We start from the raw sequence: 14,579 nt of genomic DNA, 5'->3' as shown, positions 1-14,579 counted from the left end.
CCTCATGTGCGACCACAATCCCAACAACACCGCCGCTGACCGTTCTCCCGACATCAAAGCCTTGCTCGAAGGCCTGCCGACCAACTGGGGCAAATGGGGGCCGGACGATGAAGTCGGCGCCCTGAATTACCTGCAAAGCGCAGAAATCCTCCGGGGTATCGCCTCGGTACGCCAGGGCAAGACCTTCACCCTGCAAGTGCAGATCGGCCACCCCAAAGGCGAACCGTTGTGGCCCGGCCGACGTCCATCGATGCGCGTCAACGTGTTGGACAAGGGCCATTTCCTGGCCGGCAAGACCCATTTCGACGGCCATGTGGAATACGCCGACGACGTGATCTTCATGCACCTGCAAGGCTCGACCCAATACGACGCGCTGGGCCACGTCTGGCACGACAACAAACTGTGGAATGGCTATGACGCCATGAGCACCATCGGCAGCATGGACAAGGCCAGCATCCTGCCGATTGCCGAACGCGGGATTGTCGGGCGCGCCGTGTTGATCGACATGGCCCGGCATCGCGGCAAAGCGGTGCTGGATAAGGGCGAGACGTTCACTCACCTGGACCTGCTGGCCGCAGCAAAAGCCCAGGGCATCGAGATCCAGAAGCGCGACATCCTGATCATCCGCACTGGCTGGATCGGCTCGTTCTACGAGCGTGAGCCGGAAGAGTTCTACAAGGATTTCGCCGAGCCGGGCCTGACCTTCAGCCGCGAGCTGGTGGAATGGTTTCACCAGATGGAAATCCCCAACCTGGTGACCGACACCATGGCCAACGAAGTGGCGGTCGACCCCACCTCGGGCGTGCTGATCCCGCTGCACAATGCCTTGATGCGCAACCTCGGCGTGACCTTCACCGAAGTGGCGATGCTCGATGATCTGGCCAGCGATTGCGCCGAAGACGGCCAGTGGCAGTTCCTCTACACCGCCGCGCCGTTGAAGGTTGTTGGCGGCACCGGTGCACCGGTGAATCCGATCGTGATCAAGTAATCAGGTCCTGCTGCAGTTCGTTGATCAGCAGGGTCGCCGCCGGGGAAAGATCGGCGCCGGCCCGGCTGATCACGCCGTAAGGCTCGATCAATGCACGCATCGACACCGGCAGCTTCACCAGCAAGTCGAATTGCTCGCAGAACCTGGCCACTTCCACCGGAATCACCGCCAACAAGGTCGGGTCCTGTTGCACCAGCAAAATGGTGGCGAAGGTGGATGAGGTTTCCAGCGGATAACGCGGAATCTCCAGCCCTGCCTCATTCAGTTCACGCTCCAGGGCCTGACGCATCGGCATGTCTTTTGGATAGACCACCCAGCGATAGTCACTCAACTGCGACAGCTGTAATGACTCGGCACTGGCCAGCGGATGGTCTTTGCTGGCGACCACCGCCAAGGGTTCTTCGCTCAGTTCGATGCAGTCGTAAGCGTCCGAGCGCTGGCCGACGCTGGTGCGACAAATCGCCAGATCCAGCCGTCCCTGATCCAGCAATCCAAGCAACGTGGCGCTGGTGTTTTCCACCAGTTCGACGGACAGCTCCGGCTGCTTCAGGCGCAACTCGGTCAGGGCTCGGGTCAGCAACGGCACCGCGCCCATGATCACCCCCACCGAGAGCCGCCCGCCCTGGCCTTGCATGATGCTGAGCATTTCTTCGCGCAGGTGTTCGACATCGCTGTAGATCAGCCGCGCATAACGAATCATGCAACGGCCCATTTCGTTGGCCACCAGACCTTTGGGCTGGCGTTCGAACAGCGGCATGCCGAGCAACGACTCAACCTCATGCAACGCCTTGGTGGCGCCGGACTGGGAAATCGAAATCTGCTCGGCGGCTTTGTGCAACGAGCCGCGATCATCCAGCGCGATCAGCAACCGAAGTTGCTTGAGTCGCAAGCGCGAAGCGATGCTGCCAAGGGAAGGAACCATGTCTGTGTGTGCTCGATTCAAAGGACAAATCCGTCAAGGCCCACGCCGGCATCTGCCGGCGTGGGCAGATATTCAGCTCAGGGGCGCCCTGCTCCACTGGCCGTCGACCAGTCGATTGAGGCCCAACGGGTTACTGTTTTGCAGCGCCTCGGGCAGGTATTCATCAGGATAGTTCTGGTAGCAGACCGGCCGCAGAAAGCGATCAATGGCGAAACTGTGCAGCGTCTCGCGGCCCAGGGCGCTACGCTGCCCGTCGATGAACTGCTGGCCCAAAATATCGGACATCAAAAACTCCCTCGCCTGCGTTCGGCAGGCGATCACTCGAATTGAAGGGATACGCCCAAGGCGCACGCTTCACTCTATGGGCCGGGGTTATGGGCAAACAAATGACAACAACGGGCCAGGGGATGAGCGTTTGTCATCCCCTGACCCGTCATCGGAGTGCAATCGGTGTCAGTGAATCGCGACCGGGTTGATGTTGACCTGGGTCGAGCCCTTGTACAGCGGCTGCCCGAGCACGAACATAAACTCCCAGGCCTTGTCCCGAACCAGCGCGCGGCTGTCGATCAGTTCAAGGTTGTAGATGCCGTTCTTGGCCAGCATGAATTGGTTGACCGGGAATTCCTGGCCGTCTTTGGCCGGGTAGATTTCCGAGGCCCAGGTGTCGCCACCGAACGCGACGATCTGTTTGTCCGCCAGCCACTTGGCCGCTTCCATACCGATGCCCGGTTCCACGGCGAGGAATTTCTCATTGTCCTTGCCCAGCAGTTCCAGCCAACCGGTGTTGAACAGCACCACGTCGCCCTTCTGAATGCTGATGCCTTGCAGGTCCAGCGCCTTCTGAATATCGGCGACGCTGAACTCGGTTTTCTCCGGCACGATGGCGCTGCCGTACACGGCGGTCATGTCCAGCACCACGCCACGGGTGACGATCGGCGGGACCTTTTCGATGCCGAGCTTTTTCACCCCTTCGACGGTCACGAAATCCGCTGCGCGATTGCCGTTGTAATAGACGTTGTCGATACCGATATGGCCAATGCCGTTGAGCTGAGTGCCGACACCGGTCCAGCCCACCACCAGTTCATCGTTGAAGGTGAATTTGTTCGGCCCCATCGTCGTGCCGCCCGCTTCGCCCGGCTGGATGTTGGTCAGGTGAAAACTGCGATGACGGAAGGCCGGCAGGGTTTTGTCGATGGGCACGGCCAAGGGGTAGGTTTTGCCGGTCTTGATCAGTTTCGAGGCATTAATCACCGACTCGGCGTTCAGCAGATTCAGCGCGCCAATTTCATCGTTGGCGCCGTATTTCGACGGATACCATTTTTCGGCATCCGCAGCCTGGGCGGCATTGAGGGTGAACAACAGGGCGAACGGCAGTACCAATCGATTCAGCATGAGGGGGTCCTTGTGAGGTTGCAGTGGACCCAAGGTACGCAGCCCGTCTGTGGGGAAACAGACAGGTACCGGCAATACAATTGTTCTGGATTGTCACGAGTGATGGTGGCGCTGGTACTTCTAACACTGAACCCCTGTGGCGAGGGGGCTTGCCCCCGTTGGGCTGCGCAGCGCCCCAGTAAAGCTGTCGCGGTGTATCAGAAAGTACTCGATGGCCGATTTGGGGCTGCTTCGCAGCCCAACGGGGGCAAGCCCCCTCGCCACAGAATGTTCCATCAGAAGTAAGTGTCGTGAGGGAGCACGCTCCCTCACGGGCGCGCCTGGCTGCTACCCAGGCTTGTGGTTATCCAAAACCCGATTGACCGCTAACTCACCCAACATGATCACCCGTTGCAGCACCAGCATCGTTTGCCGTCGCGGGCCGTCCGTTAAGTCGGTGAGATCGTTGACCATGGCGCTGGCTGATGCCAACGATTCACAGGCCTCGACGAGCAACGTTTCGTCATCCACCGCTGCGTCGATGGTGAAAATGGTGCTGGGCTTGCGGGGCGGTATCTGCGTTTTCGACGCCCCGGGGTCGAGGTAGAAGCTGAGTGCGCGGTCGGCCGCCTCGTTCATTTTCTTGGGGTCAAGATCAAGAAAGGCGTCGTAGGGTAACGGACTGGTATTCGGGGGGTTGGGTGTGACTTTGAACATAGATGAAACTCCTACTACAAATTTTAAGGAGCCATCACCCTCGCTACCAAACGATGGGTGGCGGCCATACGTGGGTTGGTAGACCGGCTGTAGTAGGAACCCGGCGCTCACAAAGGAGCCCCACGCATGACCACCATAAAAAGCAAAGCCCCAAAAAAAGGAGACTGCATAAGGTGTTGCCATACGGCTACAACAGGCGGGCTACCAAACCCGATCACTGTTTTGCAGTGACCGGGAAACGATATAGCCCGCCCCATAGCCGCACAAGCCGGCGGATTCTGGCGTACGCGTAGGTAACGACGCAAGGTGTTGTAGCCGCTTATGACGTAACACCGAGTGTCTTTAAACGCGCGTCGTTAAACGTGTTTATGCGGTGTGCCGGCTGACGCTATCGCGAGCAAGCTCGCTCCCACAGGGTCCGGTGTCGGCCACAAATCTCGCGAACAACATAAAACCAATGTGGGAGCGAGCCTGCTCGCGAAAGCGGTGTGTCAGTCGATGCAGATGTCGACTGACACGACGCCTTCGCGAGCAAGCCCGCTCCCACATTGAATCTCGGGTGGCCACAGAATTTGTGGTCAACCTCTATCCCGATCAGTGCCTGGTCTTGCGCTCCAGCAATCGCACGCCGAGTGACAGCGGATAACACAGCGCAAAGTAGATCGCGCCCACCAGGATGTAGATTTCCAGCGGCATGAAGTACACGGAACTCAAGTCCTGAGCCCGCAACATCAGGTCCGGCGCCGCGATCAGCGAGGCCACCAAGGTGTCCTTCAACAGTGAGATCGCGACGTTACCGATCGGCGCGAGCACGATGCGGATGGCCTGGGGTAACACGACCCAGCGCAACACCTTCAGGTGCGGCATGCCAATCGCCTTCGCAGCTTCCACTTGCCCTTTGGGCACGGCCTCCAGACCCGAGCGGTAAATCTCCGACAGGTACGCCGCAGCATTCAGCCCCAAACCAATCATGGCCGCTTGAAACCGCCGGCTCGACCCGTCAACAGCTGCTGCAAACCACCATCTGGCTCGCCGACATGGCGGACTTCGAGGCGATGAACGCCGTGTGGGACGCCTGGGTACCGGCAGGCCACGCTCCGGCTCGCGCCTGCGGCGAAGCCAAGCTGGCTGATCCGGCGTTACTGGTGGAGATCATCGTGTGTGCGGCGAGGGGCTGATTTTTCAGAGGCAGGCGTTGGACTGAACGCATCGGCAGGGAACTCCTGACGACCGCCACGCATCCTACAGATGAGGTACTTCCTTTTTTGCTTCACGCTTTCAGAGGACACCGTCATGCGCCGTCTGATGATCATCTCTTCCCTTTTGCTGTGTTTGCCCTTTGGCTCCGCTATGGCCAAAGTGGATGCGGGCGATGTCGCCACGTCAGCCGGGGTTTCCGCATCGCTGTACTCGACGTTCAAGGACCACAAACTCATGATCCCTGCCCGGGATGACGCCTCCAGCTTCGTTGCCAGCGGCGGCGCTATTCGTGGGGTTTATCTGGAGTCGGTCTTAAAACAGATTCGTCAGGACAATCCTGGCCTCAACGCCAGCGACGAAGACCTGGCCAGAGCGATCCTCGTCCAGGATGGTGCTGCTGCGGGTCAATGATGGCTAAAAAATTAGTGGTGGGGCTCGCAGCACCCAGATAGCGTTTGCAGCCCTACCTTGCTTCCACGCCTGATAAACGCGCCCAACCCGCCACCAATTGCGTGCTGATGCTCACGCCGCCGCACACCACAATCACCACATCATGGGCACCGGCAATCGCCGGATGATCCAGGTATCCAATCGCCAACGAAACCCCACACGCCGGCTCGACCAACTGACGCAGATCATTGGCGTAACGCACCACGCCCATGATCGCCTCGTCATCGCTGAGCGCTACACATTCGTGCGGGAAATCGAGGATGTGCTGCACCGGCCAGGCGGCCACCAGAGTCGCACCGAGCGACCTGGCGACCGTATCGATCCGGGGGAATACGACCGGATGTCCGGCACTGACCGCGGCGGCAAAAGACGCAGAACCCTGGGTTTCACACGCGATGATCCGGCAGTCCATGCGACGGTGGCGGATCAATCCGGTGAGAATCCCCGCCAGCAACCCTCCGCCCCCTACCGACATCACAAGTGCATCGACCTGAGGACAATCCTCGAAGATTTCATCGACCATCGTGCTGTGTCCTTCCCACAACACTGGGTGATCAAAGGCCGGCACGTATTCGGTGTCCGCGCCCTGCGCGAGTTCTTTGGCCCGTAAATTGGCTTCGTCCCAGACCTTGCCATGGACGATCACCTCGGCACCGGTTTTCCGGATTTTTGCGCGAGTGGTTTCAGGGGTGGTGTGCGGCACCACAATGCAGGCTTTCAACCCCAGGCTGGAAGCAGCCACGGCGGTGGCAAACCCGGCATTGCCGCCGGAAGGACAGATCACTTTGCGCTTACCCTGCTCTGCCGCCTGACTGCACAAGAGCCCTATACCGCGAAGTTTGAATGAGCCGCTGGGTTGCAGGTTTTCCAGCTTGAGCCAGATTCGTCGGGCTGGGGTCGACAGGTCTGGATGCAGAATCAAGGGCGTTCTGATGTGAAGCATGGTGGAGCTCCTTAAGGGTGAACGGTCCTCATCCAAGCTTAGTTCACCCTGCCCGGAGGCTACCGCTTCAGCGATAACGCGGTGCTGCCGTGGAGTTGCCGAATAAACCTGAAAGCCTCTGACGCTGGGCTTCGTAGGCGTCCCACTGATCGCCTTGGTGCAGGCCCGGAATGGTCACCACTTCGCCTTGCGCCAGGCCCGTCAACGCGGCATCGACCATGTCCTGGGCAGACATCACGATCTCTTGCGGCAGGTTTTCCACCGGGTTGCCGGCCTCGCTCCAGAAGTCGGTGGCGGTGGCACCGGGCAATACGGCCTGGATACGAATGCCTTTGTCGGCCAGCTCGCGGTGCATCGATTGGCTCAGGCCGAGGACAAACGCCTTGGTCCCGCCATACACGCCGTTGAGAATTTCCGGGGCGATGGCGACGATCGAGGAGATATTGATCACCGTCCCGGTGCCGCGAGCGACGAAGCCTGGCACCACCGCATAAGCAAGGCGCATCAAAGCGGTAACGTTGAGGGTGATCATGTCTTCCATGTCATCCACGGGGCTACCGAGCAGCGGCATGACAGCGCCGACCCCGGCGTTGTTGACCAACAGGGTGATACTGGCGTCGGAGCGTAGAATTTCTTCGACCCGCCGCACGTCGGCCTTGTCTTTCAAATCGACGGCGACCACTTCCACGGCGCGACCGGTTTCGTTACTCAGGTGGTTGGCGAGGGCGTTCAGTTTTGCCTGGCTGCGGGCAACCAGAATCAGGTCGTAACCTTGCCGGGCGAGACGGTCGGCATACACCGCGCCGATGCCCGAAGAAGCGCCAGTGATCAGAGCGGTACCTTTGGATGAGAGGGCCATGTCGATTTCCTTCACAGTGAGGCGATAACGTCGCCGGGTGTGAACCGTTATAAAGGGTCTAACGCCCGTCTCAAATGACGTTTAAAGTACGTTTTTCGGACATGACCTTTTGAGGACATCTCGATGACTTCCGTGGCGTTTGTAGTGTTTGAAGGGTTCCAGTCCATGGCGCTGGCGGCCATGCCGGTGTTCGAGTACGCCAACTTCAGCGCTGGCGAAGCGCTTTATGACGTCAGCGTACTGTCCGAAGACGGCCGAACATTGCGCGCTTCCGGCGGGCTGAGCGTCGGCACCGAGGCCTTTGGTGAGCGGGTGTTCGACACGGTGATTGTGGTGGGCGGCGATGCCATCCTCGAGCAGGCACCCGAGGGCGTACTGACTTACCTGCGCGACAGCGTTAAAACCGCGCGGCGCACGGCGTCGATCTGCTCCGGGGCGTTCGTCCTGGCACAGGCCGGTCTACTCGACGGACGGCGGGCCACCACCCACTGGGCTTATGCCCGGGAGCTGCAAGTGCGGTTTCCGTCGATCAAGGTCGAAGAAGACCGCATCTACGTCGTCGACGGATCGATCTGGACCTCCGCCGGGATGACCGCCGGCATCGACCTGGCGCTGGCCATGGTGGAAAAGGATCACGGCGCTGCTCTGGCCCGTTCCGTGGCGCAGAAACTGGTGATGTACCACCGCCGCGCGGGCGGCCAGTCGCAGCACTCGGCGCTGCTGGAACTGGAAGCGAAATCCGATCGCATTCAAACCGTCCTTGGCTATGCGCGAGAACACCTCACCGAGACGTTGTCGGTGGAGCAACTGGCGGAGGTCGCGCGCCTCAGCCCTCGGCAATTCAGCCGGGCCTTCCGGGCGGAAACCGGTCAATCACCGGCCAAAGCCATCGAGAACCTGCGCCTGGAAACGGCACGGCAGATGCTGGAACGCGGGCGACTGACCCTCGATCAGATCGCCGAAGAATCCGGCTTCAGCGACTGTCGCCGCATGCGCGAAGCCTTCCTTCGGGCGTTCGGGCAACCGCCGCAGGTGATTCGGCGTAATGCCAGGGCCGACACCGCTACGTAGGAGCTGCCGCAGGTTCGGGCCGCGTTCGGACGATCTTTTGATCTTGAGCGGTATTGAGGACAGCCAAGATCAAAAGATCGCAGCCTTCGGCAGCTCCTACAATGAACGGTGTCAGGTCCGTTTGTGGAGGTGCAGATGAAAATCTCGGCCAAACTGGCGTTTTTCGCCATTGTTTCTACCCTCGCCTACCTTGGGCTCGCAGTGTGGGGGCTTGGCGGATTCTCGGCGTTTTTCTCTCATGCACCGCTGGTGGTCATTGTGCTTGCCACTTTGGTGATGGCCATCGCGTCCTTGTTCACCGAGGTCAACCTGAGTTCCGGCGAACGTGAAGACCGGGCCAATCGTTGGGTGCTGCCGGCGTTCGGGGTGATCGGTTTATTGAGCGGGTACCTGCCGGCCTATACCGACCGGATCGATTTCTGGACCTTTGGTGGCGAAGGTGTGCGCTGGCTCGGGGCGTTGCTGTTCATCATCGGCGGCACGCTGCGGCTGTGGCCGGTGTTTGTGCTGGGCAAGCGTTTCAGTGGACTGGTGGCGATTCAGCCGGGGCACACGCTGGTCACCGACGGTATTTATCGCACCTTGCGCAACCCCAGTTATCTGGGGCTGATGATCACTGCCGTGGGCTGGGCACTGGCTTTTCGTTCCGGCGTTGGCCTGTTGCTGGCCGCGCTGACGCTGATCCCGCTGATCGCCCGCATTCACTCCGAAGAAGGGCTGTTAAGGACGCAGTTCGGCAGCGAATACGAGGCTTACTGCGCCCGCAGTTGGCGGTTGATTCCCGGGGTTTACTGAAACAACACAACCCTAATGTGGGAGCGAGCTTGCTCGCGATGGGGGCCTGACATTCAACATTTGTTTTGAATGACACTCCGCCATCGCGAGCAAGCTCGCTCCCACATTAGATTTTCTGTAGGCGGACATGCCCGTCGGGGTCCACTAGCGTGATAACTAACTCATAGCTGGCGAGCGTGGCGTGCGAGGTCTGGAGCGGATGGTCGTGGGTCGCGGTCACCACGATCAGGCCCGCGCCCGCTGCCTCGGCCGCGAGAATGCCCACGGTGGCGTCTTCGAAAATCAGGCAATCGGCCGGTTCCACGCCCAAACGCTTGGCCGCCAGTCGATAACCTGCTGGATCAGGTTTGCCGGCACTGACGTCTTCGGCAGTGACCATCACCAAAGGCTCTGGAATGCCCGCCGCGGCCATCCGCCGCAGCGCCAGTGCCTTCGGCGCCGAGGTGACGATTGCCCACTGGTTGGCGGGCAGCGACTTCAGGAAATTCGCCGCGCCAGGCACCTCGATGATCCCCTCGACGTCCTCGATTTCCGCCTCGGTGATGAACGCCGCTTCAGCCTCGGCAGCCACCCCGGGCAACGCCAGACGATTGATGGTGTCGATGGCGCGAACGCCATGGATGGTGGGCAGGAAGGTGTCGACATCGACGCCGTGGCGCAAGGCCCAGGCCGCCCAGATCCGCTCGGCAGCGGCGATGGAGTTGAGGACGGTGCCGTCCATATCAAACAGAAAAGCACGGTACGGGGTGTTGAAGACAGATTCTTGTGCAGACAAGGGGGAGCTTCCTCTCGCAAGTGCCAGGCGGGTTCGCCGAGCAATGTAGCATTTGCGAGGTGGCTGAGTTCAAGCGTTGCAATAACGTTTCAGCGAAGCATCTTCGACTTCAAGGCACCTTCCACACAGTCCAGCAACTGCCCAAGCGCCCACGGTTTCTTGATGAACGAAACCGCATGCCTGACCCCGGCGCTTTCCGGTGTTTCAAAACCGGACATGATCATGATCGGTTTGTCCGGCCAGCGGTCGCCGAACTCGTTGGCCAGGTCCGCGCCATTGCGTTTGCCTGGCATGGTGATGTCCGTGAGCAACAGCACCACTTGGCTGGCATGCTGTTCCAGATATTCCGATGCGGCGTCTGCACTGACATGCGGTTCAACCACAAAGCCTTCCTCCTGAAGAATTTCGCAGAGAAACTCCAGGATCAGCGGGTCATCCTCAACCACAAGAATCAACCCGCCAGCAAGGTGATCGCCTGCCATCGATTCTGGACACATGACTTTGCCACTCCCTGATCGTATAAATGATTTCGCGGGCTCAAATCCGCTACCTATCAAGTATGAGCAGCGGGCTCGGCGGAAAATTCATTTTTGATGCAATCGGGCGACGAGTCAGGCGCCAAACAGCGCTGTATGGGCGCCTGAAAACCAGGGGCTGGCCTCGAAGAAGGGTGTGCGAATCAGTACGACGGAGCGTCTTTTTTCAGGGTGTCCTTGGACATCGCGTCCTTCTTCATTCCGTCCTTGGACATGGTGTCTTTCTTCATCGTGTCCTTGCTCATGGAATCCTTGGACATGGCGTCCTTTTTCATCGTGTCTTTGTGCATGGCGTCTTTAGACATTGAATCCTTGCTCATGCTGTCGTTGCTCATGCCGTTATTGGTTGTTGCATCGGCGGCAAACACGCTGGCGGCGCCAAACGCCAGGCACATGGAGAGTACGGTGGTCGCTAACTTTTTCATGATGGAACTCCTTGAAGCACAGGTTGCGAATGAGCGCAGCGGGCGCTGCGCAGTGAAGTAGCCAGGTGCCATCAGCTGCCACCGAACCAGTTGTAGCCCTGGTCTTCCCAGTAGCCACCTGGATAGGTGTTGGTGACGAAAATCGCCTGAATATGTTTGGGATTCTTGTAGCCCAGCTTGGTGGGCATGCGCAGCTTCATCGGGAAGCCGTACTGGCGAGGCAGCACCGCGCCGTCATAGGTCAGCGTCAACAAGGTTTGCGAATGCAGTGCGGTGGCCATGTCGATGCTGGTGTAGTAGTCGTCCGCGCATTTGAAGCCGACATATTTGGCGTCCGTGTCGGCACCGACCCGCGTCAGGAAGTCGCTGAACCGTACGCCGCCCCAGCGCCCGATCGCGCTCCAGCCTTCGACGCAGATGTGCCGGGTGATCTGTTCGGTCTGGGCCATGGCGCGCAGTTCTTCCAGGCGCCAGCTGCGCTTGTCGGCGACCATCCCGGTCACTTCCAGTCGATAATCGGTTTCCTCGACGACGGGTGCCTCGTCAATGCCGTAAAAGGCATTGAACGGAAACGGCCGGGTGATCATCGACTCGGGATAGGTCGGCGCCAGTGCATTGGGGTTGAACAACCAGCCCTGCACCCGATCGTTGAACCGGGACATGGAGGACAACGCGGTTTCGACGCTTTCGTTGTCGGTGAGGTTGCAGCCGGACAACATGGCCACACCGCCGAGGGTCAGGCCGCGCATCAGGAACGAGCGTCGTGAGCGGTCCTCGATCTGTGGGGCAATGATTTTCCTGGCATCCGTCAGGATGGACGACTCGTCCAGCCCTGAGCCTTGAATGCGCTTTTTCATACGACCTCCTTGCGACCGGTAATCATGGCCCACAACGTTTTGGGAACCAGCGCGACCATCACCAGATGAACCGCGACAAAGGCCACCAACAGCGACATCGCGATGAAGTGCACGTGCCGCGCGCCTTCGTAACCGCCCAGCAGCTCACGCAACAGAGGAAACTGGACGGACTTCCACAACACCAGCCCGGACATCACCAGCAGCGTGATGTCGACCATCACGAACAGGTACGCCACCCGTTGCACCTGGTTGTAATGACCCAGATCGGCATGCCCCAACCGCCCTCTCAACGCGGCCCACAAGTCATGCAGGACACCTTTAGGTGAAACCGGGAAAAAGCGCCGTTTCAGACGACCACTGACGAGGTTGATGATCAGGTAGACAAGACCGTTGACGGCCAGAAGCCACATCGCCGCGAAATGCCATTGCAACGCGCCACCGAGCCATCCACCCAAGGTGATCGTTTTGGGAAAACTGAAGTCGTAAAGCGGTGAAGCGTTATAGATTCGCCAACCGCTGGTGACCATGACCAGCACCGCCAGGGCGTTCAGCCAATGGGTCAGCCGAAGCCAGCGGGGATGGCTGCTAACGGCGGGTGAGGCAGGTAACTGCGACATGATGGGCTCCCGGCGGTTGATCGTTGGAGCCGATTATGCGAGCCGACAGATCGCCAAATCCTCACGTAAAGTTAAATTAAACGTGATAACTCTCTGCGCCCTGCAGCGGTCCTTGCAGCGCAATTGTGGTTAAAATGCCGCCCCTCCAAATTGCCGACGTTGCCCGATGAACTCAGACGCCCTCTCCACCCTCCACGACCATTTACTGACGGCCCTGGCAACTGCCCCCGCAGAAACCCGCCGGCTGTTCCACGGCCGGGGCCGGTGCTGGCCGGGGCTGGAGCAATTGACGGTCGACTGGTTGCAGGGCGTGGTGCTGGTGTCGCTGTTCAAGGAACCCGAAGCGTCGCAGCTGGAAGCGTTGAAACAGAAGCTGATGGACCTCACGCAATCGCCTGCGTGGACGCAATCCGGCGCGCATACGCTCTTGCTGCAACATCGCTACCTGCTGCAAAGCACCACCGAGTGGCTGTTGGGGGATGCGATCGACGAGATGACGATCACCGAGGGCGGCCTGCATTACCGCGTGGACCTGGGTCGCAAACAGAACACCGGCCTGTTCCTCGACATGCGTTACGGCCGCGACTGGGTGCGGGCTAACGCTCAGGGCAAGCGCGTGCTGAATCTGTTCGCCTACACCTGCGGATTCTCGGTGGCGGCCATCGAAGGGGGTGCGACGCACGTGGTCAATCTGGACATGTCCAGCCCGGCCCTGAGTCGTGGTCGCGACAATCACCGGCTCAACGGCCACGACCTGAGCAAGGTGACGTTCCTCGGTCATGACCTGTTCAAATCCTGGGGCAAGGTGATCGGCAAGGGCCCTTACGACCTGGTGATCATCGACCCACCGTCCTTTCAGAAAGGCAGTTTTCTGCTGACCAAGGACTACCAGCGCGTGCTGCGCCGACTGCCGGAATTGCTCAGCCCTCAGGGTACGGTTCTGGCGTGTATGAACGATCCGGCGTTCGGTGCGGACTTCCTTATCGACGGCGTCACCCGCGAAGCACCGAGCCTGCGTTTCGAGCAACGGCTGGACAATCCGCCGGAGTTTCCGGACGCCGATGTTGAATGCGGGTTGAAGGCGTTGGTGTTCAGGCTGGGTTAGCTGAAAATCAAAAGATCGCAGGCTTCGCCAGCTCCTACAGGGTGTACGCCATCCCAACGCAGGAGCTGGCGAAACCTGCGATCTGTTGATCTTGATCTCAACGCGGCTGCAACACCAACGCAAACAACTCACCATGCCCATTCACATTGAGCTTGTGATAGAGATTGCGCCGGTGCACCTTCACCGTCTCCGGGGAAATGCCCATCTGCTGGGCGATGGCCTTGCTTGAGAACCCCTGAAGAATCAGGCGCGCCGTTTCGATTTCCCGCACCGACAGGCGCGCGTCGAAACGATCCAGCAGGGTCGCCAGATCCCCGGCCACCGCCTCGGCGGCCGGTCCTTCCAGAGGCATCAATTGCAGGTGACGGCGCATCGCCGCCAGCACCCAATCGCGCACGCAAAGCAGGCGGCCCTGTTCCTCAAGCGTGAATCGAGTCGAGCGTCCCAACGACAAACCGAGCACGGCGCCATCGATGTTGACCATGAACTGCAACTCATCACCGCCTACCACGGTGCGGAAGTAGCTCAGGTAGTACTCGCTCTGCTGGAACTGGTCGGGGGCCACCGATTCGAGGCTGTGCAAACCGTCGGCAATGCCGGCACAGGCGGCCTGATAAAACGGATCGAGCAGGTACATGCCGGCGCTGTAATCCGCCAGTTCTTCATGCTCGCTGGCACCGCCCTTTGAGTCGAAATCGATCAGCAGACGCGGCACCCGCCCGGCCCGCATTACCGCGACCAGTGCGTTGTCCATCGGCACCAGCAGCCGCAGCGTGTCGACCAGCGCACGCCAGAACCCGTCCTGCCCCAAGGCACCAAATACCCGCGCCAGCCCCTGGTGCACCGGTAACTCTTTCAACAACGCGTCCACGCCCTACCCCTTTCGAGTAACCCATGATGGGAATGGGTGAGTCCACTCCCTGCCGATACGCTGCAAGCACCTGATCA

General features: G+C 59.9%; 17 protein-coding genes and 2 pseudogenes. 6 read left to right on the top strand and 13 right to left on the bottom strand.

Annotated features, from left to right (window positions below; all coding sequences use genetic code 11):
• Positions 1-4 precede the first annotated feature (4 nt).
• Positions 5-988 (top strand): cyclase family protein, encoded by a 984-nt coding sequence (locus ACA059_RS12050; RefSeq protein ID WP_497633960.1) that lies wholly within the window; start codon positions 5-7, stop codon positions 986-988.
• On the opposite strand, the gene ACA059_RS12045 is transcribed toward ACA059_RS12050, so the two are convergent.
• The 5 genes and pseudogenes from ACA059_RS12045 to ACA059_RS12025 form a co-directional block, all read right to left on the bottom strand.
• Positions 981-1,910: a LysR family transcriptional regulator gene (locus tag ACA059_RS12045; RefSeq protein ID WP_497633959.1), complete on the bottom strand. Its 930-nt coding sequence runs from the start codon at positions 1,908-1,910 to the stop codon at positions 981-983. The two genes, ACA059_RS12050 and ACA059_RS12045, sit on opposite strands and share 8 nt — an antisense overlap.
• A gap of 72 nt (positions 1,911-1,982) precedes the next feature.
• A pseudogene (locus tag ACA059_RS12040) lies at positions 1,983-2,126 on the bottom strand (hypothetical protein); the annotation flags it as partial.
• 237 nt (positions 2,127-2,363) lie between these two features.
• On the bottom strand, positions 2,364-3,302 hold the full coding sequence (locus tag ACA059_RS12035) for a cyclase family protein (protein WP_497633958.1): 939 nt from the start codon (positions 3,300-3,302) through the stop codon (positions 2,364-2,366).
• Positions 3,303-3,629: 327 nt separating this feature from the next.
• A complete protein-coding gene (locus ACA059_RS12030; RefSeq protein WP_497633957.1) occupies positions 3,630-3,998 on the bottom strand; it encodes a DUF6124 family protein in 369 nt (122 codons plus the stop codon).
• A gap of 594 nt (positions 3,999-4,592) precedes the next feature.
• A complete protein-coding gene (locus ACA059_RS12025; RefSeq protein ID WP_497633956.1) occupies positions 4,593-4,970 on the bottom strand; it encodes an amino acid ABC transporter permease in 378 nt (125 codons plus the stop codon).
• Positions 4,971-4,975: 5 nt separating this feature from the next.
• On the opposite strand from ACA059_RS12025, the pseudogene ACA059_RS12020 reads away from it, so the two are divergent.
• Positions 4,976-5,176 (top strand): annotated as a pseudogene (locus tag ACA059_RS12020) (RidA family protein); the annotation flags it as partial.
• A gap of 115 nt (positions 5,177-5,291) precedes the next feature.
• Complete coding sequence (locus ACA059_RS12015; protein WP_462051406.1) at positions 5,292-5,609, top strand: DUF2388 domain-containing protein; 318 nt, start codon at positions 5,292-5,294, stop codon at positions 5,607-5,609.
• Between the two features lie 52 nt (positions 5,610-5,661).
• On the opposite strand, the gene ACA059_RS12010 is transcribed toward ACA059_RS12015, so the two are convergent.
• Positions 5,662-6,591: a pyridoxal-phosphate dependent enzyme gene (locus ACA059_RS12010; RefSeq protein ID WP_497633955.1), complete on the bottom strand. Its 930-nt coding sequence runs from the start codon at positions 6,589-6,591 to the stop codon at positions 5,662-5,664.
• A 67-nt stretch (positions 6,592-6,658) separates the two neighbouring features.
• Positions 6,659-7,450: an SDR family NAD(P)-dependent oxidoreductase gene (locus ACA059_RS12005; RefSeq protein WP_497633954.1), complete on the bottom strand. Its 792-nt coding sequence runs from the start codon at positions 7,448-7,450 to the stop codon at positions 6,659-6,661.
• A 123-nt stretch (positions 7,451-7,573) separates the two neighbouring features.
• On the opposite strand from ACA059_RS12005, the gene ACA059_RS12000 reads away from it, so the two are divergent.
• Positions 7,574-8,521, top strand: a complete 948-nt coding sequence (locus tag ACA059_RS12000; RefSeq protein ID WP_497633953.1) for a GlxA family transcriptional regulator — start codon at positions 7,574-7,576, stop codon at positions 8,519-8,521.
• Positions 8,522-8,656: 135 nt separating this feature from the next.
• Positions 8,657-9,316, top strand: a complete 660-nt coding sequence (locus ACA059_RS11995) for a methyltransferase family protein (RefSeq protein WP_497633952.1) — start codon at positions 8,657-8,659, stop codon at positions 9,314-9,316.
• 106 nt (positions 9,317-9,422) lie between these two features.
• Here the strand turns inward: ACA059_RS11995 and ACA059_RS11990 are convergent, their stop codons facing one another.
• The 5 genes from ACA059_RS11990 to ACA059_RS11970 all read right to left on the bottom strand — a co-directional run bounded on the left by ACA059_RS11990 (position 9,423) and on the right by ACA059_RS11970 (position 12,526).
• The gene (locus ACA059_RS11990; RefSeq protein ID WP_497633951.1) at positions 9,423-10,091 is read right to left on the bottom strand and encodes an HAD-IA family hydrolase; all 669 of its coding nucleotides are present in this window, start codon (positions 10,089-10,091) and stop codon (positions 9,423-9,425) included.
• Positions 10,092-10,180: 89 nt separating this feature from the next.
• Positions 10,181-10,588, bottom strand: a complete 408-nt coding sequence (locus ACA059_RS11985) for a response regulator (protein WP_497633950.1) — start codon at positions 10,586-10,588, stop codon at positions 10,181-10,183.
• 182 nt (positions 10,589-10,770) lie between these two features.
• Positions 10,771-11,052, bottom strand: a complete 282-nt coding sequence (locus tag ACA059_RS11980) for a pentapeptide MXKDX repeat protein (RefSeq protein WP_497633949.1) — start codon at positions 11,050-11,052, stop codon at positions 10,771-10,773.
• Positions 11,053-11,123: 71 nt separating this feature from the next.
• On the bottom strand, positions 11,124-11,909 hold the full coding sequence (locus ACA059_RS11975; RefSeq protein WP_497633948.1) for a molybdopterin-dependent oxidoreductase: 786 nt from the start codon (positions 11,907-11,909) through the stop codon (positions 11,124-11,126).
• Positions 11,906-12,526 carry a cytochrome b/b6 domain-containing protein gene (locus ACA059_RS11970; RefSeq protein ID WP_497633947.1) on the bottom strand — a complete coding sequence of 207 codons (621 nt, stop codon included), beginning with the start codon at positions 12,524-12,526 and terminating at the stop codon, positions 11,906-11,908. The genes ACA059_RS11975 and ACA059_RS11970 overlap by 4 nt, the downstream gene beginning before the upstream one ends.
• A 166-nt stretch (positions 12,527-12,692) precedes the next feature.
• Between ACA059_RS11970 and ACA059_RS11965 the strand changes: the two genes are divergently transcribed.
• A complete protein-coding gene (locus tag ACA059_RS11965; RefSeq protein WP_497633946.1) occupies positions 12,693-13,631 on the top strand; it encodes a class I SAM-dependent methyltransferase in 939 nt (312 codons plus the stop codon).
• A 97-nt stretch (positions 13,632-13,728) separates the two neighbouring features.
• Here the strand turns inward: ACA059_RS11965 and ACA059_RS11960 are convergent, their stop codons facing one another.
• A complete protein-coding gene (locus ACA059_RS11960) occupies positions 13,729-14,502 on the bottom strand; it encodes a helix-turn-helix transcriptional regulator (RefSeq protein ID WP_497633945.1) in 774 nt (257 codons plus the stop codon).
• Positions 14,503-14,579: the final 77 nt, after the last annotated feature.

Source organism: Pseudomonas sp. LBUM1647 (assembly GCF_059716175.1).
The sequence above is the reverse complement of the archived record's forward strand: the minus strand, read 5'-3'. Positions and strand labels throughout refer to the sequence as shown.

Excerpts from the sequence above, each read along its gene's own strand:
- ACA059_RS12030 (WP_497633957.1), bottom strand. The coding sequence starts at position 3,998 with ATGTTCAAAGTCACACCCAACCCCCCGAATACCAGTCCGTTACCCTAC.
- ACA059_RS12005 (WP_497633954.1), bottom strand. The coding sequence starts at position 7,450 with ATGGCCCTCTCATCCAAAGGTACCGCTCTGATCACTGGCGCTTCTTCG.
- ACA059_RS11970 (WP_497633947.1), bottom strand. The coding sequence starts at position 12,526 with ATGTCGCAGTTACCTGCCTCACCCGCCGTTAGCAGCCATCCCCGCTGG.
- ACA059_RS11965 (WP_497633946.1), top strand. The coding sequence starts at position 12,693 with ATGAACTCAGACGCCCTCTCCACCCTCCACGACCATTTACTGACGGCC.
- ACA059_RS12045 (WP_497633959.1), bottom strand. The coding sequence starts at position 1,910 with ATGGTTCCTTCCCTTGGCAGCATCGCTTCGCGCTTGCGACTCAAGCAA.
- ACA059_RS11975 (WP_497633948.1), bottom strand. The coding sequence starts at position 11,909 with ATGAAAAAGCGCATTCAAGGCTCAGGGCTGGACGAGTCGTCCATCCTG.
- ACA059_RS11980 (WP_497633949.1), bottom strand. The coding sequence starts at position 11,052 with ATGAAAAAGTTAGCGACCACCGTACTCTCCATGTGCCTGGCGTTTGGC.
- ACA059_RS12010 (WP_497633955.1), bottom strand. The coding sequence starts at position 6,591 with ATGCTTCACATCAGAACGCCCTTGATTCTGCATCCAGACCTGTCGACC.
- ACA059_RS12015 (WP_462051406.1), top strand. The coding sequence starts at position 5,292 with ATGCGCCGTCTGATGATCATCTCTTCCCTTTTGCTGTGTTTGCCCTTT.
- ACA059_RS12035 (WP_497633958.1), bottom strand. The coding sequence starts at position 3,302 with ATGCTGAATCGATTGGTACTGCCGTTCGCCCTGTTGTTCACCCTCAAT.
- ACA059_RS12050 (WP_497633960.1), top strand. The coding sequence starts at position 5 with ATGTGCGACCACAATCCCAACAACACCGCCGCTGACCGTTCTCCCGAC.
- ACA059_RS12025 (WP_497633956.1), bottom strand. The coding sequence starts at position 4,970 with ATGATTGGTTTGGGGCTGAATGCTGCGGCGTACCTGTCGGAGATTTAC.
- ACA059_RS11995 (WP_497633952.1), top strand. The coding sequence starts at position 8,657 with ATGAAAATCTCGGCCAAACTGGCGTTTTTCGCCATTGTTTCTACCCTC.
- ACA059_RS12000 (WP_497633953.1), top strand. The coding sequence starts at position 7,574 with ATGACTTCCGTGGCGTTTGTAGTGTTTGAAGGGTTCCAGTCCATGGCG.
- ACA059_RS11985 (WP_497633950.1), bottom strand. The coding sequence starts at position 10,588 with ATGTGTCCAGAATCGATGGCAGGCGATCACCTTGCTGGCGGGTTGATT.